Origin of the sequence: Sinorhizobium chiapasense, assembly GCF_045277575.1 — a bacterium.
Lineage (GTDB): Bacteria > Pseudomonadota > Alphaproteobacteria > Rhizobiales > Rhizobiaceae > Ensifer > Ensifer chiapasense_A.
On record NZ_CP144205.1, the window covers coordinates 1,706,629 to 1,730,321 of the forward strand.

General features: G+C 60.9%; 19 protein-coding genes and 3 pseudogenes. 11 read left to right on the plus strand and 11 right to left on the minus strand.

The annotated features are described in order from the left end of the window. Positions 1 to 145 precede the first annotated feature (145 nt). The 3 genes from QM996_RS08255 (at position 146) to QM996_RS08265 (ending at position 1,902) form a co-directional block, all read left to right on the plus strand. Positions 146 to 535, plus strand: coding sequence for an acyl-CoA thioesterase (locus QM996_RS08255; protein ID WP_429815789.1), 390 nt, complete (start codon positions 146 to 148; stop codon positions 533 to 535). A gap of 11 nt (positions 536 to 546) precedes the next feature. Then, positions 547 to 1,137: a hypothetical protein gene (locus QM996_RS08260; protein ID WP_500270017.1), complete on the plus strand. Its 591-nt coding sequence runs from the start codon at positions 547 to 549 to the stop codon at positions 1,135 to 1,137. Between the two features lie 132 nt (positions 1,138 to 1,269). Beyond that, positions 1,270 to 1,902, plus strand: coding sequence for a TerC family protein (locus QM996_RS08265; RefSeq protein WP_500270018.1), 633 nt, complete (start codon positions 1,270 to 1,272; stop codon positions 1,900 to 1,902). Positions 1,903 to 2,019: 117 nt separating this feature from the next. On the opposite strand, the gene QM996_RS08270 is transcribed toward QM996_RS08265, so the two are convergent. Beyond that, positions 2,020 to 2,373, minus strand: coding sequence for a DMT family protein (locus tag QM996_RS08270; protein WP_500270019.1), 354 nt, complete (start codon positions 2,371 to 2,373; stop codon positions 2,020 to 2,022). A gap of 577 nt (positions 2,374 to 2,950) precedes the next feature. On the opposite strand from QM996_RS08270, the gene QM996_RS08275 reads away from it, so the two are divergent. Beyond that, positions 2,951 to 3,394, plus strand: coding sequence for a C40 family peptidase (locus tag QM996_RS08275; protein WP_500270020.1), 444 nt, complete (start codon positions 2,951 to 2,953; stop codon positions 3,392 to 3,394). 30 nt (positions 3,395 to 3,424) lie between these two features. Here the strand turns inward: QM996_RS08275 and QM996_RS08280 are convergent, their stop codons facing one another. Then, a complete protein-coding gene (locus QM996_RS08280; RefSeq protein ID WP_500270021.1) occupies positions 3,425 to 3,970 on the minus strand; it encodes a GNAT family N-acetyltransferase in 546 nt (181 codons plus the stop codon). A gap of 401 nt (positions 3,971 to 4,371) precedes the next feature. Between QM996_RS08280 and QM996_RS08285 the strand changes: the two genes are divergently transcribed. Both QM996_RS08285 and QM996_RS08290 read left to right on the plus strand, forming a co-directional pair. After that, the gene (locus QM996_RS08285) at positions 4,372 to 6,126 is read left to right on the plus strand and encodes a tetratricopeptide repeat protein (protein ID WP_500270022.1); all 1,755 of its coding nucleotides are present in this window, start codon (positions 4,372 to 4,374) and stop codon (positions 6,124 to 6,126) included. 6 nt (positions 6,127 to 6,132) lie between these two features. Then, positions 6,133 to 8,304 (plus strand): CHASE2 domain-containing protein, encoded by a 2,172-nt coding sequence (locus tag QM996_RS08290; RefSeq protein WP_500270023.1) that lies wholly within the window; start codon positions 6,133 to 6,135, stop codon positions 8,302 to 8,304. A 191-nt stretch (positions 8,305 to 8,495) separates the two neighbouring features. On the opposite strand, the gene QM996_RS08295 is transcribed toward QM996_RS08290, so the two are convergent. Continuing rightward, positions 8,496 to 9,509 (minus strand): FecR family protein, encoded by a 1,014-nt coding sequence (locus QM996_RS08295; RefSeq protein WP_500270024.1) that lies wholly within the window; start codon positions 9,507 to 9,509, stop codon positions 8,496 to 8,498. Between the two features lie 185 nt (positions 9,510 to 9,694). After that, positions 9,695 to 10,639, minus strand: a complete 945-nt coding sequence (locus tag QM996_RS08300) for a FecR family protein (protein ID WP_500270025.1) — start codon at positions 10,637 to 10,639, stop codon at positions 9,695 to 9,697. Between the two features lie 319 nt (positions 10,640 to 10,958). Here QM996_RS08300 and uvrB point away from each other — a divergent pair, with 319 nt between their 5' ends. Then, positions 10,959 to 13,943, plus strand: coding sequence for an excinuclease ABC subunit UvrB (uvrB, locus tag QM996_RS08305; RefSeq protein ID WP_500270026.1), 2,985 nt, complete (start codon positions 10,959 to 10,961; stop codon positions 13,941 to 13,943). Between the two features lie 17 nt (positions 13,944 to 13,960). Here uvrB and QM996_RS08310 read toward each other — a convergent pair whose 3' ends face one another. Further along, positions 13,961 to 14,617 (minus strand): uracil-DNA glycosylase, encoded by a 657-nt coding sequence (locus tag QM996_RS08310; RefSeq protein ID WP_500270027.1) that lies wholly within the window; start codon positions 14,615 to 14,617, stop codon positions 13,961 to 13,963. A 181-nt stretch (positions 14,618 to 14,798) separates the two neighbouring features. On the opposite strand from QM996_RS08310, the pseudogene QM996_RS08315 reads away from it, so the two are divergent. Further along, positions 14,799 to 15,195 (plus strand): annotated as a pseudogene (locus QM996_RS08315) (excinuclease ABC subunit UvrB); the annotation flags it as partial. An 11-nt stretch (positions 15,196 to 15,206) separates the two neighbouring features. Here the strand turns inward: QM996_RS08315 and QM996_RS08320 are convergent. Beyond that, positions 15,207 to 16,091, minus strand: a complete 885-nt coding sequence (locus QM996_RS08320; protein WP_500270028.1) for an SIR2 family protein — start codon at positions 16,089 to 16,091, stop codon at positions 15,207 to 15,209. A 9-nt stretch (positions 16,092 to 16,100) separates the two neighbouring features. Beyond that, positions 16,101 to 17,039, minus strand: coding sequence for an AAA family ATPase (locus QM996_RS08325; RefSeq protein ID WP_500270029.1), 939 nt, complete (start codon positions 17,037 to 17,039; stop codon positions 16,101 to 16,103). A gap of 103 nt (positions 17,040 to 17,142) precedes the next feature. Between QM996_RS08325 and QM996_RS08330 the strand changes: the two genes are divergently transcribed. Together QM996_RS08330 and QM996_RS08335 are read left to right on the plus strand one after the other, a co-directional pair. Then, positions 17,143 to 18,168: an IS110 family RNA-guided transposase gene (locus tag QM996_RS08330; protein WP_334198640.1), complete on the plus strand. Its 1,026-nt coding sequence runs from the start codon at positions 17,143 to 17,145 to the stop codon at positions 18,166 to 18,168. Positions 18,169 to 18,452: 284 nt separating this feature from the next. After that, positions 18,453 to 18,797 (plus strand): annotated as a pseudogene (locus QM996_RS08335) (transposase); the annotation flags it as partial. 233 nt (positions 18,798 to 19,030) lie between these two features. On the opposite strand, the gene QM996_RS08340 reads toward QM996_RS08335, so the two are convergent. After that, positions 19,031 to 20,080 (minus strand): IS110 family RNA-guided transposase, encoded by a 1,050-nt coding sequence (locus QM996_RS08340; RefSeq protein WP_334198641.1) that lies wholly within the window; start codon positions 20,078 to 20,080, stop codon positions 19,031 to 19,033. Between the two features lie 68 nt (positions 20,081 to 20,148). On the opposite strand from QM996_RS08340, the pseudogene QM996_RS08345 reads away from it, so the two are divergent. After that, positions 20,149 to 20,880: pseudogene (locus tag QM996_RS08345) on the plus strand (DDE-type integrase/transposase/recombinase); the annotation flags it as partial. On the opposite strand, the gene QM996_RS08350 reads toward QM996_RS08345, so the two are convergent. From QM996_RS08350 to QM996_RS08360, 3 genes are read right to left on the minus strand one after another with little or no spacing between them, the layout of a single operon-like run. After that, the gene (locus QM996_RS08350; RefSeq protein ID WP_334198642.1) at positions 20,845 to 22,929 is read right to left on the minus strand and encodes a recombinase family protein; all 2,085 of its coding nucleotides are present in this window, start codon (positions 22,927 to 22,929) and stop codon (positions 20,845 to 20,847) included. The pseudogene QM996_RS08345 and the gene QM996_RS08350 overlap by 36 nt on opposite strands. Then, a complete protein-coding gene (locus QM996_RS08355) occupies positions 22,919 to 23,188 on the minus strand; it encodes a hypothetical protein (protein WP_101792481.1) in 270 nt (89 codons plus the stop codon). The genes QM996_RS08350 and QM996_RS08355 overlap by 11 nt, the downstream gene beginning before the upstream one ends. A 22-nt stretch (positions 23,189 to 23,210) precedes the next feature. Next, on the minus strand, positions 23,211 to 23,660 hold the full coding sequence (locus QM996_RS08360; protein WP_018210163.1) for a helix-turn-helix domain-containing protein: 450 nt from the start codon (positions 23,658 to 23,660) through the stop codon (positions 23,211 to 23,213). Between the last annotated feature and the right edge of the window lie 33 nt (positions 23,661 to 23,693).

The window sequence follows — 23,693 nt, forward strand, 5'->3', positions numbered from 1 at the left end:
CCCTAAAATTGACAATTCTCAATCACCCCATGCGAAAGTCTAATAGGACGGTCTGGCAGGCCACCGCCGGCAATCGTGCGGTACCGGTCTTCCCTCAGGAAGCGCGGTCGGGTTACATCTTCCATCCAACAGGGAGACAGGCGGCATGACCGAACAGACCAAACCGACCGGCGAACTGACCTTGCGCACACTCGCCATGCCCGCCGACGCCAATGCCGCCGGCGATATCTTCGGCGGCTGGGTGATGGCGCAGATGGACCTTTCCTGCGGCATTCGCGCTGCGGAACGCGCCCGCGGCCGCGTGGTGACCGCGGCGGTCAAGGAAATGGCCTTTGCCCTGCCGGTCAAGATCGGCGACACGCTCTGCATCTATACGGATGTCGTGAAGGTCGGCCGCACCTCCATGACGCTCAAGGTCGAGGCCTGGGCGCAGCGCTATCTCTCGCATCTGATGGAAAAGGTGACCGACGCGATCTTCGTCATGGTCGCGCTCGACGAACACGGCAAGCCCAAGCCGGTACCGCCGGAGGAATAGGAGCGGCCGCCTTGGAGCAGGTTCCGAGTAATCCGGAAATCTTCCCGCATATTCGCACCGTCATGGGCATGATCGTCAGCCTGAGCCTGGCGAGACTTCTCAGCGGACTGGCGCTCTTCGTACAGCACCCCGGCAAGACGCGCGTCTACTGGATCCACCTCGGTTGGGTCCTGTTCATGTTCGTCTTTCTGGTGCATTTCTGGTGGTGGGAGTTCCACCTGCATTCGCTGGCCGTGATCGACGTCAGCGTCTACCTGTTCGTCGTCCTTTATTGCTGCGTCTTCTTCTTCCTCTGCGTGATGCTGTTCCCGACGACGCTCGAGGACTACAGCGACTACGAGCACTATTTCATGTCGCGGCGGGCCTGGTTCTTCGCCTTCCTGGCACTCGCCTTCGCCGTCGACCTCATCGATACCGGGCTGAAAGGCAAACAGTATTTTGCCTCCTACGGTCTCGAATACCCCGTCCGCAACGCCGCCTATATCCTCCTCTGCATAGCCGCCGCATGGACACCGAACCGGCGCTTTCACGCCGCTTTCGTCGTCGTCGCGGTCGCCTATCAGCTCCTGTGGATGTATCGAGCCTTCGACCTGCTCGATTGAGACGGCGATCCGCGCGGCTGTGAAGGTTTTCCGCCAGCCGCGCGCCTCGGCCCTTGATCCCAGGGCGAGGCGGTGCTTTATCCGTTAGGCATATTTGAATCGCATCATGGCACGTCGGGGGACTGTCGCATCATGGAAATCTTTACCGCTGCCGGTCTGGCAGCGCTTCTGCAAGTCATCGTCATCGACCTCGTTCTCGCCGGCGACAACGCCGTCGTCATCGGCCTTGCTGCGGCCGGGCTGCCGACCGCGCAGCGCAAGAAGGTCATCCTCGTCGGCATCATCGCGGCAACCGTGCTGCGTGTGGCGCTCGCCAGCGTTACCGTGCAACTCCTCGAAATCATCGGCCTGCTGCTGGCCGGCGGCATCCTGCTTCTCTGGGTCTGCTGGAAGATGTGGCGCGAAATCCGTGAGCAGGCAGCCAACGCCGCCGGCGAAAGCAGTGAAGCCAGCGAGGCCCCGAAGAAGACTTTCATGCAGGCGGCCATCCAGATCGTCGTCGCCGACGTGTCGATGTCGCTCGACAACGTGCTCGCCGTCGCCGGCGCCGCCCGCGAACATCCGACGATCCTCGTCGTCGGCCTGATTCTCTCGATCGCGATGATGGGTGTTGCCGCCGGTTTCATTGCCCGGCTGCTCAATCGTTACCACTGGATCGCCTATGTCGGTCTGGCGATCATCCTCTATGTCGCGCTCGACATGATCTATCGCGGCTCCGTCGAGGTCTGGCCGCATCTGGCTCCGGTCGTGGCGTCGATGGTCTAGCGCCGGACGGTAATGGTCCATCCGCTATGCATTGGAAAGGCAGGGCCGCGTGCCCTGCCTTTTTCTTTTGCGACCGTTCGGGTGCCGTAATGATTGCGCCCAAACGGCCGGTGCCTGTCAGCCCTTGAAGATGAAGGAAGCGCCGGCCGCGATCAGGGCGAAGCCGACGAGGTGGTTCCAGCCGATCGACTCCTTCAGCCAGAACACCGAAAAGGCGGCGAAGACCAGGAGCGTGATCACCTCCTGCATCGTCTTCAACTGCGCCGCCGAATAGACCTGATCGCCGATACGGTTGGCCGGCACCGCCAGGCAATATTCGAAGAAGGCGATACCCCAGCTCGCCACGATCGCCATGTAGAGCGGTGACGAGGTGTATTTCAGATGCCCGTACCAGGCAAAGGTCATGAAGACATTGGAAAGCAGGAGCAGAAGGATCGGCCAGAGATAGGCCGGAGACAGGGTGAAGGACATCGAGAACCTCGGCTTGCGAATCATGCGCCGACGATGCGCCGTCGTCCCGTGCGGATGCAAGTCCCCGAAGCCTCCGCCGGCACGCGATGCCCTACGGCGCCGCAGGTCTTGTTGGACGCGCAAAGATCGCTGCAGCACCTTGAACTGCCGCATGCCCTTCGATCGATTACGGCCAAAGCAAACATGCCGTAGAGACTGCCGAAATGACATCTTTCGGCTGGCCAGAGTGGCGAATCGACAGCGAAACGGCACTTTTTCCGACAAATAGCAACCCCTGCCCCAATTTTTTACGGGTTTTGCCACAATTTTGTACTGGCGCATGCGCAATGTCGCTCGACTGTCCGACGGACAGGCAGGGGAATACCACACTTCGAAACGGCGGTTGCCGTGAAGTTGGCTCCGCGTTGAGCGCGGTTCGCCGACACGCCGATGCTGCGTATCAGACGCTGGGCACGCGCATGTCCGCCGAAATTTCCCAAGGGAACATTGGAAACAGTTGAGCAACCGGGTGCCATGCCGGCGTTCGCCAGGCCGCCCCGACCGTTCGCACCCAGCAACTTGTCAAGGAGACCTGACCATGAAGGTCCTGGCGTTATTTGCGGCTGCCTATGTCGCGCTCCTTCCGCCGTCTCTTGCCAGCGCGGGCATGCTTGCCCAGGCGCAGCAATACAAAGGCCTGCACGAGATCAAGAACAACAAGACCCTTCGCGCGGCGCTCGGCATCAACCCGGCACGTACCCCCTGGTGCGGCCATTTCATGGGCATGGTTGCCCGCAAGGCCGGCCGCAACCCGCCCCAAAGCTTCGGCTTTGCCCGCTCTTGGCTGCATTTCGGCGCGCCGGTCAAGCTCGCCTATGCGCGAGCCGGCGATGTCGTCGTGGTGCGAACCGGTCGCGGCTACCACGTCGGCGTCCTTTCCGCGCTTTCAAAGTCGACGGCTCAGTTGATCGGCGGCAATCAGTCCGGCGGCGTCAGGGTCTCGCAGTTCGCGCGCCGCCAGGTCGTCGCCGTCCGGCGGTAGCGTCGCCACGAGCCACAAAACGCGGCCTTTTCAGTGCCCGGCTTTCCGGACCGCCGGCGCATGTCCCAGCGCAAGCCGCATGGCGCAACGCCGCTCCGGCGGCAAGCCGTGCGCTGCCTCATTCGCCAGGATCTGCGCAAGCCGGACATCGAGTTCGTCTGCGGCAAGCGTCGAGAAGCCGAGCTTGCGGTAGAAGAGTTCGTTCCACGGAAGATCGCGGAACGTCGTCAGCGTCACCGCGGCGAGCGCCGTCACGCGCGCATGCGCGATCGCGGCCAGCATCAAGCTGCGCCCGAGCCCCTGCCCCTGGCACTCGGCGGTCACGGCAAGCTGCGAGATATGCATGGCATCTCCCGTAATGCCGGCGCATAGAAAGGCGATCGGCCGGTCATCGGCATCGACCGCCACAACAGAAAGCCCGGTGCGCAGGAATTCACGATGCGCCTCGGCCGACTGCACATCGTCGTCGGCGATCCAGGCAAGCTCCGGGATCGTCCGGAACACCTCACCGGAGGATCGCTCTATGTCGGGAAGAAGGGCGGTGTCGCCTTCGCGGGTCGGTCGAATCAGAGGCATGATGGCGCATCCTAGCGCAGTCTGTCCTATGAGACGCGCAAGGATCGCCGCCGCACTCTCAAATTCCGCAATTCATTAGCCGGATAAGGTGGTCGCCAGTCGGCGCCGGCCAGGGGGGCCTGGGCCAGCGCGACGATCGTGGCTCCCCCCTGGCAGGCGGCTTTGCCCGCCCGCGCTGTTGCCGAAAGGTAGCCGTCACGGTTGCTGAAATGCGAAACTTGCACAATCGCCACACTCAGAGGCTCCACTGGACACAATCTGCCGTAGAGACCCGTGGACTGCTTTTTGCGCCTCCGGCCCAGCAATGGACACAAATCGGGGTGATTTATACTTCTCGGATTTTCTAATTTAAGTTACGCTTATCTTCCTTCTGACAAAATGCCGCGGGAGGGGCTGCCCTCTTGGAACGGAAGCTCGCCGTGATCCTTGCTGCCGATGTCGCTGGCTACAGTCGCCTTGTCGCGGCCGACGAGGAAGGCGCGCTTGCAACACTTGCCACCTACAGCGCGACGATCTCGAGCCTCGTGAACGAGCATGGGGGTCGCATCTTCGGCGCGGCCGGCGACAGCCTGGTCGCCGAGTTCCAGAGCGCTGTGCAAGCGGTCCGGGCGGCGGTTGCGATCCAGCGCAATCTGGAGCGGCGAAACGCCGATCTCGCGCCGGAACGGCGCATGCAGTTCCGCATCGGCCTCAATCTCGGCGACGTGGTAGTTGACGGCGGCAACCTGCTCGGCGACGGCGTCAACGTGGCGGCGCGCTTGCAGCAGGTCGCGCAGCCCACCGACATCTGCATCTCCGGAGCGCTGCACGAGCAGATCGTCGGCAAGCTGGAGTTTCCCGTGCACCGGCTTGGGGATCGCGCGCTGAAGAACATACCGCGCCCGGTGCTGGTGCACCGCGTCGACTGGCACGAGGATCCCATGAAACCGGATCTGTCCGGCATGCCGCTTGCCCTGCCCGACAAGCCATCGATCGCCGTGCTGCCCTTCGTCAACATGTCCGGCGATCCCGAACAGGACTTCTTCGCCGACGGTCTGACCGAGGACATCATCACGGCGCTTTCGCTCTACCGCTGGTTCTTCGTCATCGCCCGCAATTCCTCCTTCGCCTACAAGGGTCGCGCGGTCGACGTCAAACAGATCGGCCGCGATCTCGGCGTGCGCTACATCGTCGAAGGCAGCGTGCGCCGTGCAGGCTCGCGCGTCCGCGTCACCGGACAGTTGATCGAGGCCGAAACCGGCATCCATCTCTGGGCACAGCGCTACGAGCGCGAATTCGCCGACCTCTTCGCCATCCAGGACGAGATCACCCAACATGTCGTCGCGGCGATCGAGCCGGAGATCCTGATCGGCGAAAACCGCCGCGCCCTCTTACGCGGCAGCGACAATCTGGACGCCTATGAATGCCACATGCGCGGCACGTTGCTGCACAATGCGCAGGACTCCGCTGCGCATTTCAACGAGGCCGTCGAGTGGCAGCGGCGCGCGATCGCCCTGGATCCCGATTTCGGCCGGGCCCATATGATGCTCGCCCGCTCGCTCTTCGCGCGTTGCTATTTCGGCTTCAGCGACGATATCGACCGCGACAGCGCCGAGATGCAGGCGGAAGCCGCGCGTGCTGTCGTGCTGGAAGATCACGATCCCTATTGCCACTATGTCATGTGCCTGGCCAACTTCGCCGCCCAGCGGCCGCATGCCGCGGTCGCGGAAGCGCAACAGGCGATCGATCTCAACCCCAATTTTGCCCTCGCCCATATGGCGCTCGGCTGGGCACGCATCTATGTCGGCCGCTTCACAGAGGCGCTCGAGCCGTTGCATACAGCCCTCAGGCTCAGCCCCCACGACCCACTGACCTATCTCTTTTTCAGCCGCATCGCACTCGCCCACTACCATCTCGGCAACTATGACGAAGCGCTGCACCACGCCGAACGGGCGCTACTGCTGCGCCGCACCTATTTCAGCCTGGTCGTGGTGATCACCTGCCTCGGCCAACTGGGCCGCATCGAGGAGGCTCGCAAACTCTTTCCGGAAGTGATTGCCAACGCACCGAGCGACGTACCGCGCTACTGGCGTTTCTTTACCGCTTATGCCGATCCCGCCGACCACGCACACTTCAACGATGGGCTCGTTAAGGCGGGCCTGCCCATCGTCCCGTAGGCCGCCATGACACGAGCCCAACTGTTCGGCGTTCTCATCGGCCTGGCGGTGGTGGCAGTCTTCACGGTCCTGCGTGCCAACGATCCGCAGCTTCTTCGCCAGGCGCGCGACGTCACCTTCGACGAATACCAGCGCATCGCGCCGCGCAACTTCGAGGCGATGCCGGTCAAGGTGATCGATATCGACGAGGCCTCACTGCGCGAGTTCGGTCAATGGCCCTGGCCGCGCGACCGGCTTGCCAAACTGACGGACCGGCTGACCGAGATGGGCGCTGCGGCGATCGCCTTCGACGTCCTCTTCGCCGAACCCGACCGGCTGTCGCCGCGTACCGTCGTGCGGGACGTCGGCGGCGTCGATCCGTCCTTCGTCGCGACCCTGCCCGACAATGACGAGATCTTCGCTCAGGCGATCCTCGACAAGCCGATCGTGCTCGGCTTCGGCCTCACCAACGAGGGCAGCTACCTGCCGCTGGTCAAGGCCGGCTTCGCCTTCACCGGCGAAAGTGCCGCCGAGGCGCCGCCGCGCCTGCACGCCGCCACACCGCTGCGGCCCCAGCTCGAAGCCAACGCTGCCGGTCTCGGCCATATCAGCCTCAATCCCGGCTCCTCCTCCGCGGTGGTGCGCGCTGCGCCGCTGTTCCTGAGCGACGGGCAGCAGTTCTATCCGAGCCTCGCCCTGGAAGCGTTGCGGGTGGCGCAGGGCGCCTCGACCTATGTGCTCGCCGCCGCGCCCAACGTCGCCAACACCCTTACCGCCGTCAAGATCGGCGACTTCGTCGTGCCGCTCACCGCGACCGGCGAACTCTGGCTCTACGTCACGCCGGATACGACGGAGCGCTACATCTCCGCCCGGCGGGTCCTCACGAACGATGCGTCGTCGCCGGACGTTCGCGCGGCGATCGAAGGCAGCATCGTCTTCATCGGCACCTCGGCCGCCGGGCTGCAGGACGTGCGCACCACGGCGCTCGGCCAGAACGTACCCGGCGTCTCCATCCACGCCCAGATCGTCGAGCAGATCCTTTCCGGCCGCTATCTCTCGCGGCCCGATTGGGCCGACGGGCTCGAAATCCTCTCGATCGCGCTGGCCGGGACGCTGCTGGTGCTGCTCACCACCTTCGTCAGCCCCGTGGTGGCGCTCATCTGCGGCCTTGCGGTCACGGCGCTCGCGCTCGCGGCTTCCTGGCTGGCCTTCTACTATGGCGGGCTGCTTTTCGATCCGCTGGCGCCGATCCTCGCCGCCTCGATCACCCATTTTGTCGCCACCGCCTATCGCTTCCTGGTGACGGATCGCGAGCGGCGCGAGGTCCGCCAGGCCTTCGGGCGCTATCTGTCGCCCTCGCTGCTCTATCGCATCGAGCACACGCGCAACGCGCTGAGCCTCGGCGGCGACGACCGCGAGCTGACGGTGATGTTCGTCGACGTGCGCAGCTTCACTGAGATGAGCGAGCGCATGACGCCGACCGAGGTCGTCACCTTCCTCAACACGCTGCTCGATGCGCTCAGCCGCCATGTGCTCGCCAATGAGGGCACGCTCGACAAGTTCATCGGCGATTCGATCATGGCCTTCTGGAACGCGCCCGTCGATGTCGTCGACCATCCGCAAAAGGCACTGCGCGCCGCCCTCGGCATGCGCGAGACCCTGGCCCGGCTGAATGCCGAAGATGCCTTCGGCTTCGGCGCCGGCCACGATGTCCGCATCGGCATCGGCATCCACACCGGGCTCGCCTGCGTCGGCAACATGGGTGCCGAAACCCGCTTCAACTATTCGGCGGTCGGCGACACCGTCAACATTGCCGCCCGCATCGAAGCCGCCTGCAAGGATGTCAATTTCGACGTGCTCGTGTCGGAAGCGACCGCCGAGGCATTGTCGGCCTGCGCGCTGCTGGATGCGGGAAGCCTGGGCCTCAAGGGAAAGACGACACGCACCCGGCTCTTCGCGGTGGCCGGAGACGAAAACCTTGCCGCCTCGCCCGCCTTCGCGGAATTGCGGCGCCTGCACGAGCGGCTCGTCACGGTCCTGCGAACGCGCGCAACCTCGAGCCGCAGCATCATCAATGCCGCAAAGCTGAAGTCTGCCGCCCTGGCACCGGGACTGGTCGGCTTCTACGCCCGGATCTCGCGCCGATCGGAGCATTTCGCCGAAACGTCGGCCGAAGACGCCAAGCGGCCGGCGGAGTGACCGACGGCACGCCGCCGCAGATGGCCTTCCGACCCAGGCGGCCTCGACTCAGACTCTCAGATATCTAGGCAAATCTTTGATTTATCGTCGGTTTGTTGTTGTCACTCTCGACAATGAGAGACGTTCCCGGCTTGTCACCGGTCGTTGCGATGGATGCCAAGCCAGTCAGCGGCTCATGCGCTCGCCGGCCTCTAGTTCTGGCTCTGGCTCTGGCTTTGGCTCTGTTCCTGGCGCTGCATTCCACCGCCCTGCTGCGACTGTTCCTGCCGCTGCTCCTGCTCCTGGCGCTGCGTGCCCTGGCCCTGTCCTTGCTCCTGCTCCTGCCGCTGCGATTGGGACTGCCGCTGGCTCCCCTGTCCTTGTTCCTGTTCCTGGCGCTGCTCCTGCCGCTGCCGTTGCCCCTGTCCGTTCTGTTCCTGCCGCTGCCTCTGTTCCTGATGCTGCTTCCCGGGTATCAGCGGTTTACGCGGCTTTTGTTGCTCGACGGCGGGGGGCTTCACAGTCAGCGGCTGGCGTTCGAGATCCTCTTGGATCGCTGCCGCCAGGCTGCAACCGCCGCCCGCCCAGCCCAGCGCTCCGGACAGTCGTTGCCCACCGGAGAGGAAAGGCAGGGCTTGCGCATTGCCGAGTGATTTCAATGTATTGCGACTGACTCTTTTCGGGTCGCTGATGCCGCCGCCCGGCTTGGCGACGACGCAATCGCAACGCTGCGTCAATTGCCGGCAGCCGCCGGCGCCGCAGAAATTGGCTGCACCGCTCAAAAGCACGACGGCGGTGGTGCCGTCGCGACCGACATAGAAATCGAAGGCGGTGCCGCGCACGCCGATCGTCCCGGCCGGCGTGACGATTTCATAGGCCGAATGCCCGGATATGCCGCTGATCCAGCGGAATGTGCCCTTGGCGGCCATGATCGTCAGCTTCTTCACCGACTTGGCGTCATCATAGACGAACTTGTCGATGACCACGGACGAGCCCCAGCCGACCGCAAGCTTGGTACCATCCTGGAAGACGAACTGGCCAAGACCGGATTTCGACGTCGAAATCCGCTCGTCCTTGTAGACCGGGTCCTTGACCGCGATCGGACCACGCGCGCCACTGACCGCCGTCCGGATCTGCACCGCCTGGCCGACGGGTTCGGCGGCGATAGTCGGACTGTACGTCACGGCGCAAAACGCGATGAGTGCGGCACCACGCAGGCAGAACATGGCACCCTCCAAAGCGCCATTGTTATCATGTGACCGGGATTTATGTCTTGTCGCCCAATCGGATAACGAAGCGGCCCATCACAACCGTAAGAGTTAGGCGGTCATGGCCGCTTGCCCGGTCGTGGCCATTGGAGGCAAGCGGCGGCGTGCGGAAAGGATCAGGCGCCCGGCGGCCTGCCGGTTCGTCAGTCGTTGTTATGACTGCGCGCCCTCTGATGCCCGTTGTTCTGATGGTCGTTGGCATGTTCGAGCACGTCCTTGTGGTTGGCATCCTCGCCGCGGATATCCGGATGTTTCATCTCCCAGTGGCGATTGCGGTAGCCTTCTTCCTGCACGGGAGGTTTTTCCTCCGGCTCGTGCGGCTTCTCCTCGGGCTTCGGTTTTTCCTCACGCGGCTTTTCTTGCTCGACGGCGGGGGGCTTCACAGTCAGCGGCTGGCGTTCGAGATCCTCCTGGATCGCCGCCGCCAGGCTGCAGCCGCCCCCCGCCCAGCCCAGCGCTCCGGACAGTCGTTGCCCACCGGAGAGGAAAGGCAGAGCTTGTGCATTGCCAAGTGATTTCAATGTATTGCGACTGACTCTTTTCGGATCGCTGATGCCGCCGCCCGGCTTGGCGACGACGCAATCGCAACGCTGCGTCAATTGCCGGCAGCCGCCGGCGCCGCAGAAATTGGCTGCACCGCTCAAAAGCACGACGGCGGTGGTGCCGTCGCGACCGACATAGAAATCGAAGGCGGTGCCGCGCACACCGATCGTCCCGGCCGGCGTGACGATTTCATAGGCCGAATGCCCGGATTTGCCGCTGATCCAGCGGAAGGTGCCCTTGGCGGCCATGATCGTCAGCTTCTTCACCGACTTGGCGTCATCATAGACGAACTTGTCGATGACCACGGACGAGCCCCAGCCGACCGCAAGCTTGGTGCCATCCTGGAAGACGAATTGGCCGAGACCGGATTTCGACGTCGAAATCCGTTCGTCCTTGTAGACCGGGTCCCTGACCGCGATCGGACCACGCGCGCCGCTGACCGCCGTCCGGATCTGCACCGCCTGGCCGACGGGTTCGGCGGCGATGGTCGGACTGTAGGTCACGGCGCAAAACGCGATGAGTGCGGCACCACGCAGGCAAAACATGGCACCCTCCAAAGCGTTATTGTTATCACATTACCGGGATTTATGCTTGTCGCCCAATCGGGGTAACGTAACGGCACGTCACAACTGTAAGAGTTATGTCGACGCGCGCAGCGGTTGAAGAGCTGCAAGCCATGGGCGACCCCGTGCCACCGCCAGTTCGATCGATGGCCGCCGCGAACTGGGCACCGACCTGCACGCGAACCCGACGCCCCGCCCCTGCCTCTCGCCCGCCATCTTGTAACCGCAGAGGCGCGAACGTTGCTGTTTTGTACTCATTCTCCCCTTTTCTTTCCAGCGGACTCTCGCCATATTCCCCGGCATGACCAAAACTCCGAAAAATGCCCCGCCGAAGCCCTCCACTCCGTCCGGTTTCGAAGAAGCGCCGCAAGCGCCGCTGTCAGGCACGCCACTCAGCGGCAACGTCTCCGACTGGGTGAAGCAGCTCGAAGCCGAGGCGGAGGCCTCCGCCTTCGAAAGCCAGCGCGAGGTCGCCTCCAAGGCCGGCAAGCACCGCAAGACGGTGGAGATCGCCGCCTCCAAGGCGGCGCGAGGCGACGACAAATCGGCCGAAGGCCGCAAGCCCGAACGGGCGTCCGAGCTGACGCGAGGCCCCCGCGGAGCGAAGGCGCAGAGCGCCGGCAGCGCGAGCGGAAGAACCTCGCGCGGCACCTCGATGGGCGGCTCGACCGATCCGAAGACGCGCGCCGCCGCCGGCCTCAATCCGGTCGCCGGTCTCGACGTATCGCTGGAGGATGCCGACAAGCTGACCTCCACCTCCGGCGTCACCGCCACGGTGGAAGCGCTGGCGGCGCTGATCGAGAGCGGCAACCCGCTGTTCAAGGACGGCAAGCTCTGGACGCCGCACCGCCCGGCCCGGCCGGAAAAATCCGAAGGCGGCGTGCCGCTGACGATGGTGACCGACTACCAGCCCTCGGGCGACCAGCCGACGGCGATCGCCGATCTGGTCGAGGGCCTCTCCTCCGGCGAGCGCAACCAGGTGCTGCTCGGCGTCACCGGTTCGGGCAAGACCTTCACCATGGCCAAGGTGATCGAGGCGACGCAGCGCCCGGCGGTCATTCTGGCGCCGAACAAGACGCTCGCCGCGCAGCTCTATTCCGAGTTCAAGAATTTCTTCCCTGATAATGCGGTCGAGTATTTCGTCTCCTACTACGACTACTACCAGCCGGAAGCCTATGTGCCGCGCTCGGACACCTATATCGAGAAGGAATCCTCGATCAACGAGCAGATCGACCGCATGCGCCACTCGGCAACGCGCTCGCTACTCGAACGCGACGACGTGGTGATCGTCGCCTCGGTCTCCTGCATCTACGGTATCGGCTCGGTGGAGACCTATACCGCCATGACCTTCCAGATGAATGTCGGCGACCGGCTCGACCAGCGGCAATTGCTCGCCGACCTCGTGGCACAGCAGTATAAGCGCCGCGACATGGATTTCCAGCGCGGTTCCTTCCGCGTCCGCGGCGACACGATCGAAATCTTCCCGGCCCACCTGGAAGATGCCGCCTGGCGCATCTCCATGTTCGGCGACGAGATCGACGCGATCACCGAGTTCGACCCGCTGACCGGCCAGAAGACCGGCGACCTGAAATCGGTGAAGATCTACGCCAACTCGCACTATGTGACGCCGCGCCCGACGCTGAACGGCGCCATCAAAGCGATCAAGGAGGAGCTGGCGCACCGCCTGGCCGAACTGGAAAAGGCCGGGCGCCTGCTGGAAGCGCAGCGGCTGGAACAGCGCACGCGCTACGATGTCGAGATGCTGGAAGCGACCGGCTCCTGCCAGGGCATCGAGAACTATTCGCGTTACCTCACCGGCCGCCGCCCCGGCGAGCCGCCGCCGACGCTGTTCGAATATATCCCCGACAACGCGCTGATCTTCATCGACGAAAGCCACGTCACCATTCCGCAGATCGGCGGCATGTATCGCGGCGACTTCCGCCGCAAGGCGACGCTGGCCGAATACGGCTTCCGCCTGCCCTCCTGCATGGACAACCGCCCCTTGCGCTTCGAGGAATGGGACGCGATGCGCCCGGACACGATCGCCGTTTCGGCGACGCCGGGCGCCTGGGAGATGGAACAGGCCGGCGGCGTCTTCGCCGAACAGGTCATCCGCCCGACCGGTCTCATCGACCCGCCGGTGGAAGTGCGCTCGGCGAAAACACAGGTCGACGACGTGCTCGGCGAGATCCGCGAGACGGCGGCCGCCGGCTACCGCACGCTCGTCACCGTGCTCACCAAGCGCATGGCCGAAGACCTCACCGAATACCTGCACGAACAGGGCATTCGTGTGCGCTACATGCACTCCGACATCGATACGCTGGAGCGCATCGAGATCATCCGCGACCTTCGCCTCGGCGCCTTCGACGTGCTCGTCGGCATCAACCTCTTGCGTGAAGGCCTCGACATTCCCGAATGCGGTTTCGTCGCCATCCTCGATGCCGACAAGGAAGGCTTCCTGCGCTCGGAAACCTCGCTGATCCAGACCATCGGCCGCGCCGCCCGTAACGTCGACGGCAAGGTCATCCTCTATGCCGACACCATCACCGGCTCGATGCAGCGGGCGATGGAGGAAACCGGCCGCCGCCGCGAGAAGCAGATGGCCTATAACGAGGCCAACGGCATCACCCCGGAATCGGTGAAGGCGAAGATCTCCGACATTCTCGACTCGGTCTACGAGAAGGACCACGTCCGCGCCGACATCTCCGGCGTCGCCGGCAAGGGTTTCGCCGACGGCGGCCACCTCGTCGGCAACAACCTGCAGGCGCACCTCAACGCGCTGGAAAAACAGATGCGCGACGCCGCCGCCGACCTCGACTTCGAAAAGGCCGCCCGCCTGCGCGACGAGATCAAACGCCTCAAGGCCGCCGAACTGGCTGCGATGGACGACCCGATGGCGCGGGACGAGGCGAAGGCTATCGAGGGTGGCAAGCGGTCCGGTAAGGGTTCGTCCGGGTCGATCTCCCCCCTTGTGGGGGAGATGTCCGGCAGGACAGAGGGGGGTAAGCCCTCCTCCTCCGAGAGCTACTTCCAGAAGCCCGACCTCGACGAAATGGGCCGCGACGTCGCGACACCCGCGGGCCGCAAGTCGGATCAGTCGCTGTTCCGCAAGAACACCCTGGACGAAATGACCGTCGGCCGCACCGAAAAGCCGGTCACCGGCCACGTCCCGGAAAAACCGACCCTCACGCGCGCCAAGCCGGGCATCGGTTCCTACGAGGATCCGGCGGAGGAAAAGCGGCAAAAGGGCCGGACCAAGGGCAAGACGGGGCGGCCAGGGCGGTGATCGTCGCCCTAACGCCGCTACGCCCGTTGTCTTTTCGTTCCCGCTATGGGGTAGAGCAAACGCATCTGCTCTAAAAACTTGGCTTGGCCGCCAAAACTTGGATGCCGAACGTGGATGGTCTCGGACGATATTTTGCGAGCCCATTTGGCCGCGTCGTCGCCAATGGCCACGATCCGTCGCACCTCAACCAAGACGCAGAGTTCCTGCAAGAACGTAAATCCAACCTCAGCTTCTTCTCGCGTGTGATGACGGTTGCTAAGCGGATCCTCGCCCGAATGGGGATGCAACGGAAAGACATTCCAGGTCATGATCGGCACGTCGACTCTAGCCAATAGGCGAAAGATGCTCGATGCCGTTCGTTCCCTCACGGCGGGCCCTTTGGTGGCACGGCGTAGTGATTTCAGCCTCAGATGGGAAGCGTAAGTATCGAGGCAATATTCGTCGGTTAAGGCAACGCCCGTACGGCGACCACCTTTGTAACCCAAGTCCCGACCGACCCAAATGTCCACCGAAGGCGCCGACGCGAGTGCGATCAGGATCTGCGTAAGATTGTCCCTCCGTATGTCGGGCGCTGATCGCTGGTCATGAACAGGACAAGTATCGGCATAAGGATTGAAGCAATTCTCAAACCTTACGTTTGAAACCCGCTCAACAAATCGCCCGATGGCGTTCATACCGAGCCCCAACCTGACGGCTCACCGCAAAGCCTACCGCGCTGCGCGTCTTATCGGACGCAAGGGTCGCCGTAGCATTTTGAACTGCTGCATGTTGTCCTTTAATCGGCTTAAAGGAAATATATAGTCGCGGGCTTCCCTTGGCAGCCGACAACGATGTCCGAGTGCAAGGACCGGCAAGGGCGAGCCCAGCGCAATCTCCCCCCTTGTGGGGGAGATGTCCGGCAGGACAGAGGGGGGGGTAAGCCCTCCTCATCCGGCAAGATACCCCCCTCTGCCCCTATCGGGGCATCTCCTCCACAAGGGGGGAGATCATCCGATGAGCTACGTCCAGAAGCCCGACCTCGACGAAATGGGCCGCGACGTTGCGCCCCCCGCGGGCCGCAAGTCCGACCAGTCGCTGTTCAGGAAAAACACCCTGGCCGAAACGACCGTCGGTCGTACGGAAAAATCGGCAATGTGCCGGAGAAGCCGATCCTCACCCAGGCGAAACCGGACATCGGGTTGTATGAGGATCAGGCGGAGGAGATGCGGCAGACGGAGCGAACGAAGGGTAAGAAGGGCGACCGGGACGGTGAGCGCGCTATTGTTAAATGTTCACACTGGCGGATCGCATGTCTGCATATATCTCATTGCGACGCCGAATCATCTCCTTTGACAAGGAAGAAATATAATTTGGCAAGAGTGCGTGATTGTTGCTTCCATCATATGAAATAGTTACCAGTTTTCTAAGTTTTTTATTTATATCAATTATTCTTTGAGAACGCCCTTCCGGCGCGAAGATGTAATGTGGTCGAGCTTTCGGATATCGCAATGCATACATCTCCATCAGAGACGTAATCGCCGGATCGTCCATTGAGAAACCAACAAACAAAAATGTATAATTCAAGAGAATGCTATCGAGAAATCCAGAATAAGAAGCATTACCAAATGCTAACTTCACATATTCAGACCTAGAGAATACTATTGTGTCGGCATCGTCAACGCTACCATGAATTTTTATTAAGTATTTCCTTGAATAGTCCTTCAAAGAAGAGAACGCTTTATCCTTAACGCCACTTATTACTATTGGATAGTGACTCGAATTTCCGAGTTTAACTTCCCAAGCGGCCTCGATTAGCTTATCAAAATTAGTAGTCAAAATAATTCTTTGATCAAGTGACACAATCGCTTTATGAAGTTCAGACGGCTCTGCTGTCTGTCCATACTCGCTGGTCAAAAGATCTTGCCAAGCCTCACCGTGAGCGTTCTGCAGTATCTCGCAGGCCAGAAGATAATCCTTGTCTTGAATGAGTTGCTCAACCTCCGACGCCACCGCGGGATCAAGATTGGCACAAGACGCCGAAAGAAACTCCGGCCACCCCTTCATCGCGCCCCCAGTTCGCGTTGCCGCACTGGCGGAAACTCCCGCGCCCAAGAACAACACAACCTTCTGACGCGCCAGATCTTCGACAAGGTCCGAATTAACTAACATTTCGCAACCTCAAGATGCCAGTGCGTTCCTTAGGAAGCCTGACGCGATATCGCGATAGATCTCCCGCGCTTGCTTTCGGAGCTGTATGTAACTCCCACCCGCCTTAACATGAATCAAAGGGCTATTCTGACTTTGAGACATGGGCGCAAGACTACCCAAGTGCCTAATATCTCCCAGATGCGGATCCACCACACTGACATCATAAAACTTGGAAAGATTTCTGCGTATTTCTTCAGGGATATTTTTGTTGATCTCTTGATATGCTTGTACGATTTTTCTCCCCGGAACCTCAGCAGCTCCATCCGCAAGTTCATCGCGATCGTTCGCGTTACGCTCTTTATGCTGCTGAGTAACGTACCCAAGAAACTTCAGCGTTTTGCCGGAATCCAAGCGAGGTAGTTCAGAAGGATCCTCAGCGATGCTCATACCTGATCGAAGATCCCGCTGCCACACTTCAACTGTGGCCCCAATGTTTCTGATTGCCCATATCGAGAAAATATCAACAGCCATTGGAACTACAAAGTAGTCGACTGCAAGAAGTATAGATCTATTAATTGCGCCCAAAGAAGGCCCCATATCGAAGAACACAAAATCATAATTTAGCTGCTTTGCTTTTATAAGCACATCAAAGAATACAAAAGTAGTCTGAATGCCGCGCATACCACCAGCTTTAGCGTCTCTCCAATCTTGAGCCAATAGATCTTCCTGTAAAGCGAGCCGCGGATCTCCAATGATTAAATCAAATCCGAACTTCTCAGCAGTCCTTATTGGTAGCTCGGAACTGTAACCCTTACCAAGTGATAGCGGACGGATTACGCTATAGACAGACTTTGGGTCTTGGTCTGAATAGATTCTAACGGCCTCGTCTTCGCCGAGCGTATACTGCGTCAAATTGCACTGAGGATCACAGTGAATTAGCCCCCGAAAGGTCCGGACATGCTCCCCCACTTAGCTAAGTGGGTAGGAGATGGGGTGGTTGCCGTCCTCCCCTAACAGCACGGGAACTATGCCAGGATGATGCGGCGTAGAGCACCAGCGGAGAGGATGGCAAATGAAAGACATGATGATCGGCGTGGACTTGGCAAAAAGTGTTTTCCAGCTTCACGGAGCGACAATGACAGGGCACGTGAAATTCCGCAAGAAACTGGCGCGAGGGCAATTCTACCGGTTCATGGCGACCCAAGCGCCTGCACTTGTCGTTATGGAAGCCTGCGGCAGCGCGCATTACTGGTCGCGAGAACTTGTCAAACTGGGCCATCAAGTAAAGTTGATCGCGCCGCAATATGTGCGGCCGTTCGTGAAGCGGCAGAAAAACGATGCTGCTGATGCCGAGGCTATCGTTATTGCAGCTCGTCAGCCCGAAATGCGTTTCGTCTCACCCAAAACCGCGGACCAGCAAGCTCAGGCGATCCTGTTTCGAGCACGCGAGCGTATTGTCCACCAACGAACGGAGCTGATGAATGCTCTGCGCGCTATTCTCTACGAGTATGGGCAGGCTGTTCCGCTCGGGATTGGCCGCGTCAAGCGCATCGCAGTGATAGTTGAGGACGTTGATATCGACCTGCCTGAGCTTGTGCGAGATGAATGCCGTGATCTGCTAGCACAGATCAACGAGAAGACCGCACGGATCGAGGAAAAGACGAAGCGGCTTATCGAGCTGTCACGGCAGAGCGATAATGCAAGGCGGCTTCAGACCATGCCGGGCGTTGGGCCGATGATTGCAATGGCTGTTGAGGCCTTCGCGCCAGCGATGGAAAACTTCCAATGTGGGCGTAACTTTGCCGCTTGGCTTGGCCTTGTTCCCCGGCAGTTCTCATCTGGTGGAAAGGAACGGCTCGGGCGAGCTTCAAAAGCCGGACAGGCTGACATACGCAGGCTGCTGATAATCGGGGCGATGACCCGTATCAGGTGGGCGAGCCTCAAGCCACCTGTGAAGGGCTCATGGTTAGCGCGGATGCTGACAAGAAAGCCGCGGATGCTGGTAGCGATTGCACTGGCAAACAAGATGGCCCGAAGAATATGGGCAATGTTGATGAAGCAGGAGGATTATCGAAACCAGGCATTGGTTGTGGCCTGACAAGAACCGGCTGCGAGTAGCAGAGCCGGCGATGAGGTGTGAGAAGTCGACGACCTGAATGGGCGCATGATCGAACCGATCGGGATTGGGAAAACCAGAACATTACTCAGGGTCTATAGCCCGTGTAGGAGATTTGGACCCGATCCGCAGATCACCATACCGGCCAGCGGTCTTTCGAAGTGCCGCAATAAAAGGCCTGACAGAAGACCGCACTCGATCACACGTCAGAAGGGTTGGAAACTTCTTGCGCAACGGACGGCAACCACAGAAGTAATGTTGGTAATATGACTAGTAGCAACTTTAAGATGGAAGTCCTTTCGGGTCCGGAACGGCGACGGCGCTGGAGCACGGCGGAGAAGCTGGCCATCATTCAAGAGACCTACGAGGCGGATGCGACGGTGAGCGTCGTTGCCCGGCGGCACGGCATTCAGCCGAACCAGTTGTTCGCATGGCGCAAGCTGGCGTCTCAAGGGGCGCTGACGGCGACGGCCGCCGAGGAGGAGGTCGTTCCGGCTTCCGAATACCGGGCGCTTCAGGCCCAGGTGAAGGAGTTGCAGCGCCTGTTGGGCAAGAAGACGATGGAAGGCGAAATCCTCAAGGAAGCCCTCGAAATCGCCACCGGCCCAAAAAACGTATGGCCCGCCCCGTTTGCAAGAGGATTTTACGGTGTTCTGATCAGTCTGCGTCAACGTATACGGTCTCATGAGCAAGCTCATGGCCAAGATGGACATCCGCGCGTCCAGAGCCCCATAAACAGATCGGCAGTAAATGCCATTTTTTTGGCCGGGCTTTCTAAACGCCGTTCGACTGTCAGGCCATCTTCACGATCCTTCCTGCAAATCTCGTTGGGCTACGCGTGTTGTCACACGGCCTCGATCTCCATAGGTACGACCGGATAGTTGCGGTCGAAGGTTGCTTCTTTCCGTAAGGCGACCCAAACGACCCGCGCCAGTTTGTTGGCTAATGCCACCACTACGGCGTTGCGATGGACCCCTCGGCTTATCATGGCCTTCAGCCATCCTCCGAGGGGCGTATTGCTCTGGGACAACGCTGGCAGGGCCGCACGGGCACCGTGGATGAGCAGAGTGCGCAAATACGTGTTACCACGCTTGGATATGCCAAGCAGTCGGGGCTTGCCGCCGGTGCTGTACTGTCTGGGTACCAGTCCGAGCCAGGCCCCGAGATCACGCGCTTTGGCGAAGCTGCTCGCATTGCCCACCGCAGCGACCAGGGCCGTCGCATTAAGAACCCCAACTCCGGGGATGGAAGTCAGCCTGCGCATGGCGGCATCACCGCGTGCCAATTGGATAAACTCGGTATTCAAGGCTCCGATCTTAGCGTCGAGTTCCTTCCATTCCGCACGCAGATCGCCAACCAACTGATGCACGCGCGCAGACAATATCTCTACGCCTTGGGCAAGCATGCCGTCCACGCCGAGCTCGAGTTTCCGCCGCCCAGCCGGAAAGATAACTCCGCGTTCCAGCAGTATGCCGCGGAGTTGATTGATAAGGTTCGTTCGTTCGCCTACCAGGCGAGAACGCACGCGATGCAGCGTCTGGATGTCCAGTTGCTCGTGGCTCTTAAGGTCGACGAAACGCATGGTCGGCCGCGATGCAGCTTCGGCAATACCCTCAGCATCCCGGTCGTCATTTTTCTGGGCTTTGATATAGGGGCGCACATATTCCGGCGACATCAGTCGAACCTCGTGGCCCTGTGCCGCAAACAGGCGCCCCAGATGATGGGCGCCACAGCACGCTTCCATCGCGATTACACACGTCGGAAGCTTCGCCGCGTAATCAATCAGCGTCTGCCGACGCATCGTCCGACGAGCGACTACAGCGCCGGTTGCGTCGACACCAACTACACTGCAAGAATTCTTGCCCAGATCAATTCCAAGGATCACGATAGACATCGGCTCGTTCCTTTCTTTTGATGCCAGCATCATACTCGATGCGGGAGAAGGGGCGGGCCATTCCATAAACAGATGTTGCGTTCGCTCTCTCTTCCGAAGGACTTTTTGAAATGAAGACCGTCTGCGAGACTTTGGGTGTCGCCCGGTCGAATATCGCTGCCCGTGCCACAGGTTCCCCTTCCAGAGCCAGAGGACGCCCGCCACTCCCGGATCGGGAGCTGGTGGAAGATATCAAGGCCGTCATCGCCGACATGCCCACCTACGGCTATCGCCGGGTCCATGCCATCCTACGCAGGAATGCCCGAAAACAGGGCAAGTCATGGCCCAATGCCAAGCGCGTCTACCGGGTCATGAAGCTGCATCATCTACTGCTCGTGCGACATACCGGAGCCGTCGATGATCGTCTTCATGACGGCCAGGTCGCCGTCGCCCGCTCGAACACCAGATGGTGCTCCGATGGCTTCGAGATCGGCTGCGACAACAAGGAGAAGGTCCGAGTGGCCTTCGCTCTCGATTGCTGCGACCGGGAAGCAATCGCCCATATCGCCACCACGGAAGGCATCAAGAGCCAGGATGTGCAGGACCTCGTGATCACGGCTGTCGAGAACCGCTTTGGCCGCATCAACATGTTGCCGCAGCCTATCGAATGGCTCACCGACAACGGCTCCTGCTTCATCGCCAAGGACACCAAATCCTTGCTCCGCGACATCGGCATGGAGCCGTGCTCGACGCCGGTGCGCAGCCCGCAGTCGAAGGAGCAGACATCACGATGCACCTTGTTGGATTTGTTGAGCGTCAATTAACCGGGGTTGGCGGCTACCATAGCGGCCGCCGACGCCTTTTGCGAGTCTGACGTTGCCCGGTGGCTCATACAGGTAGCGGTGGTTGGTAGCGTAGCGATGGCGCTTGAGAACACCATTGCGTCCGAGTTGGTGTACGGTTGTGGCGCTTACGCCAAATCGGCGAGCCACTTCTTCGCCAGTTAGCATGCCGCTCTCGCGCAACCGTTCGAACCGGGTCTTCAGCCCATAGGCACGACGAACGAGCATGACTTTCTTCAAGGTAAAAGCCTCACCGCGCCAGTTACGATGCCCGAGTGCGTTGAGACGACTGGCAATCTGCTGATCGTTGTCGGTCTCCAGCAGTTCGTTGATCAGTGCCACAACCGCTTCCGGGGTCTTGCGGATCACGGCCATGGGTTGGGGACGAGCGACTGCCAGGCTTTGCGTGCGACCTCCGCGCCAGCGTATGTGCATGTTGATCTTCTCGTCGACCAGCAGTGTCACGTCTTCGATGAGGAGACCAAGCATGCGTTTACGCTCGACCGGGCTCGTGCGCTCGTTGTTCCAGATGCGCGGAAAATCTGCGGCCAGCGCTCGGATCCGTTCCTGCATAGCGCCGCCCAGCAATGACTGGTCTGTCTCGTTCTGCCGCTCGTGTTCGCGCTGAAGCGTATCGAGGTCGCGAAGCTTGCCATTCCAGTCCGCTTCGAGTGCGTCGGCAACCAAGCGGTTGTCGGGATCGACCTTCAGATAGCGGCGGCGTGCGAGTTCAGCCTCATACCGGGCGCGCTGTAACTGCTTGTCGCGCAGCGAGGCAGCTTGTTCGACACGTTGTGAGATCTCCTCCTGCACCGCAAGCGCGACCTCTATCGCCGTCGGTGCCATTGCTTCGAGCAGCAACGCGCTGACCGCTTCATCGATCGCTGGTCCTCTTGCCCATTGGCAAGCCTTGCCCGCGTGGCGCACGACGGCCTCGTTGCAGATGTAATAGGGACGAAGATTGCCTTCGAACTGTTCGTAATGGACCCGCATGCGGGCGCCGCAGCGACCACACAAAACTCTTCCTTGCAATAAGCCGTTGCCCTGGCGAGGCATACGACCCCGCAGGCCAGGAGAAAAACCGACTGCATTTTGTTGGAGACTTGTTTGATTGCGTTCGAACTCGTCCCACGAGATGTAGCCTTCATGGGCCTGCGGGATGAGCACCTGCCAGTCGGACCTCGGCATCTTCTGCTGTGCGGACTTAAGCTTGGCATTGTAGACCGTGCGTGTGCGTCCGTATGCGAAAGCACCAGCGTATCGTGGATTGTGCAAAATCTGGATCACGCGAGAATGGTCGATCTGGCTCCACAGCACGTCGCCCTTGCCGATGCCGCGACGGATACGACGGGGAAACAGGATCTTCTCGCTGCGCAGGCGGCGCACGACCGCACAGGCTGAGCCCACCTCCCGGAAGGTATCGAACAGCATGCGCACCGTGTCCTGGATCTGTCGATCCGGATCAAGCACCACGCGCATATCGGGCGTGTAGACCAGTCCGATCGGCAACGGCAACTCGAGCTCGCCACGACGCGCCTTGTTGAGAATGCCGCCTTGCAGTCGAGACTTCAGGATGTGGAGTTCGGCCTCACTCATCGTGCCCTTCAGGCCGAGCAGCATACGATCGTTGAACGACGCGGCGTCGTAAACGCCATCTTCGTCCATGATGAGCGTGCGCGACATGGCGGCCAGTTCCAGAAGGCGATGCCAATCCGCATTGTTGCGAGCCAGGCGAGATACTTCCAACCCCAGCACGATGCCTGCGTGTCCCATTGCGACCTCGCTCACCAAGCGCTGAAATCCATCGCGGTCCTGCGACTGTGCGCCGGAAAGGCCGAGGTCGTTGTCGATGACGTGGACGCGCTCAATCGGCCAACCCAGAGCCACCGCGCGGTCCCGTAATGCATATTGTCGCTTCGTGCTCTCGGTGTTCTCGAACACCTGACGAAGGGAGGATTGGCGAACGTAGAGAAAGGCATCGCGCCGCAGGTGATCGGCGCTAATCTTCATGGCATTATCAGTAGACATGGCTTCCTCCTGTCTCTGCTGCCAGCACCATATTGGCGAGCATGTGCACGAGCTGGCGATCGTGCGCGACCAGCGAAGTTGTCTTGAGCCGAGGCGTCGACTGCTGTCGCGCTATCGCGGATTGATGGGGTGCGATCAGCACTGCCAGGCCGCGCCACAGTCCGTGAAAGACGATGGCGCCCATGCGCCTCGCGCAAGCCGTGCCGCAAATAACATCGGCGCGGAGCGCTTCGTAAACATCCTTGCCGCTCTCCGACATGGCGATTGCGTGCGTCGGCTCTTCATCGTTTTTTTTTACGCGCCACCGCGCGTTCGATGCTGCGCGGATGGACGCTGATGCCCAGTCTCGCATGCACCAGGTCCGCCAGAGAACGGGCCTGCAGTTGGCCGTTCGCATCGAGGTGCTCCTCGACGAGACGCATGACCTCGCCAGTAAGCTTGTGGGCTGACTTTGGCCCGCGGGTGCGCGGCAAGAGGCCGGACATGCCATCGCGCTCGAACGCGGCCTCCGCTTGATAGTAGGTCTGCCGAGACAGCCCGAAAAGCGCGGCCGCATCGGCTTTGTTGGTGCCGTCTTCGCGGGCGTGCCGAAGCATCTCATACTTCACTTGCACGAGATCGAGCGGATCAAAGAAACCTGCTTCCCGGAACCAGGGGGCGCGGACGCCCTCGGGCTTGGGGTTCAGAGCGCCCATCTGGCGCAGGCGATCGGGCTTGCTTTCTTTGGTCACGGGAGCCTCCTTGTGTAATCTAAATTATGCCGC

Bases quoted from the DNA above. Each gene is read 5' to 3' on its own strand.
- QM996_RS08255 (WP_429815789.1), top strand. From the start codon at position 146: ATGACCGAACAGACCAAACCGACCGGCGAACTGACCTTGCGCACACTC.
- QM996_RS08265 (WP_500270018.1), top strand. From the start codon at position 1,270: ATGGAAATCTTTACCGCTGCCGGTCTGGCAGCGCTTCTGCAAGTCATC.
- QM996_RS08270 (WP_500270019.1), bottom strand. From the start codon at position 2,373: ATGTCCTTCACCCTGTCTCCGGCCTATCTCTGGCCGATCCTTCTGCTC.
- QM996_RS08275 (WP_500270020.1), top strand. From the start codon at position 2,951: ATGAAGGTCCTGGCGTTATTTGCGGCTGCCTATGTCGCGCTCCTTCCG.
- QM996_RS08280 (WP_500270021.1), bottom strand. From the start codon at position 3,970: ATGCCTCTGATTCGACCGACCCGCGAAGGCGACACCGCCCTTCTTCCC.
- QM996_RS08290 (WP_500270023.1), top strand. From the start codon at position 6,133: ATGACACGAGCCCAACTGTTCGGCGTTCTCATCGGCCTGGCGGTGGTG.
- QM996_RS08295 (WP_500270024.1), bottom strand. From the start codon at position 9,509: ATGTTCTGCCTGCGTGGTGCCGCACTCATCGCGTTTTGCGCCGTGACG.
- QM996_RS08300 (WP_500270025.1), bottom strand. From the start codon at position 10,639: ATGTTTTGCCTGCGTGGTGCCGCACTCATCGCGTTTTGCGCCGTGACC.
- uvrB (WP_500270026.1), top strand. From the start codon at position 10,959: ATGACCAAAACTCCGAAAAATGCCCCGCCGAAGCCCTCCACTCCGTCC.
- QM996_RS08310 (WP_500270027.1), bottom strand. From the start codon at position 14,617: ATGAACGCCATCGGGCGATTTGTTGAGCGGGTTTCAAACGTAAGGTTT.
- QM996_RS08320 (WP_500270028.1), bottom strand. From the start codon at position 16,091: ATGTTAGTTAATTCGGACCTTGTCGAAGATCTGGCGCGTCAGAAGGTT.
- QM996_RS08330 (WP_334198640.1), top strand. From the start codon at position 17,143: ATGAAAGACATGATGATCGGCGTGGACTTGGCAAAAAGTGTTTTCCAG.
- QM996_RS08340 (WP_334198641.1), bottom strand. From the start codon at position 20,080: ATGTCTATCGTGATCCTTGGAATTGATCTGGGCAAGAATTCTTGCAGT.
- QM996_RS08350 (WP_334198642.1), bottom strand. From the start codon at position 22,929: ATGTCTACTGATAATGCCATGAAGATTAGCGCCGATCACCTGCGGCGC.
- QM996_RS08355 (WP_101792481.1), bottom strand. From the start codon at position 23,188: ATGTCGGAGAGCGGCAAGGATGTTTACGAAGCGCTCCGCGCCGATGTT.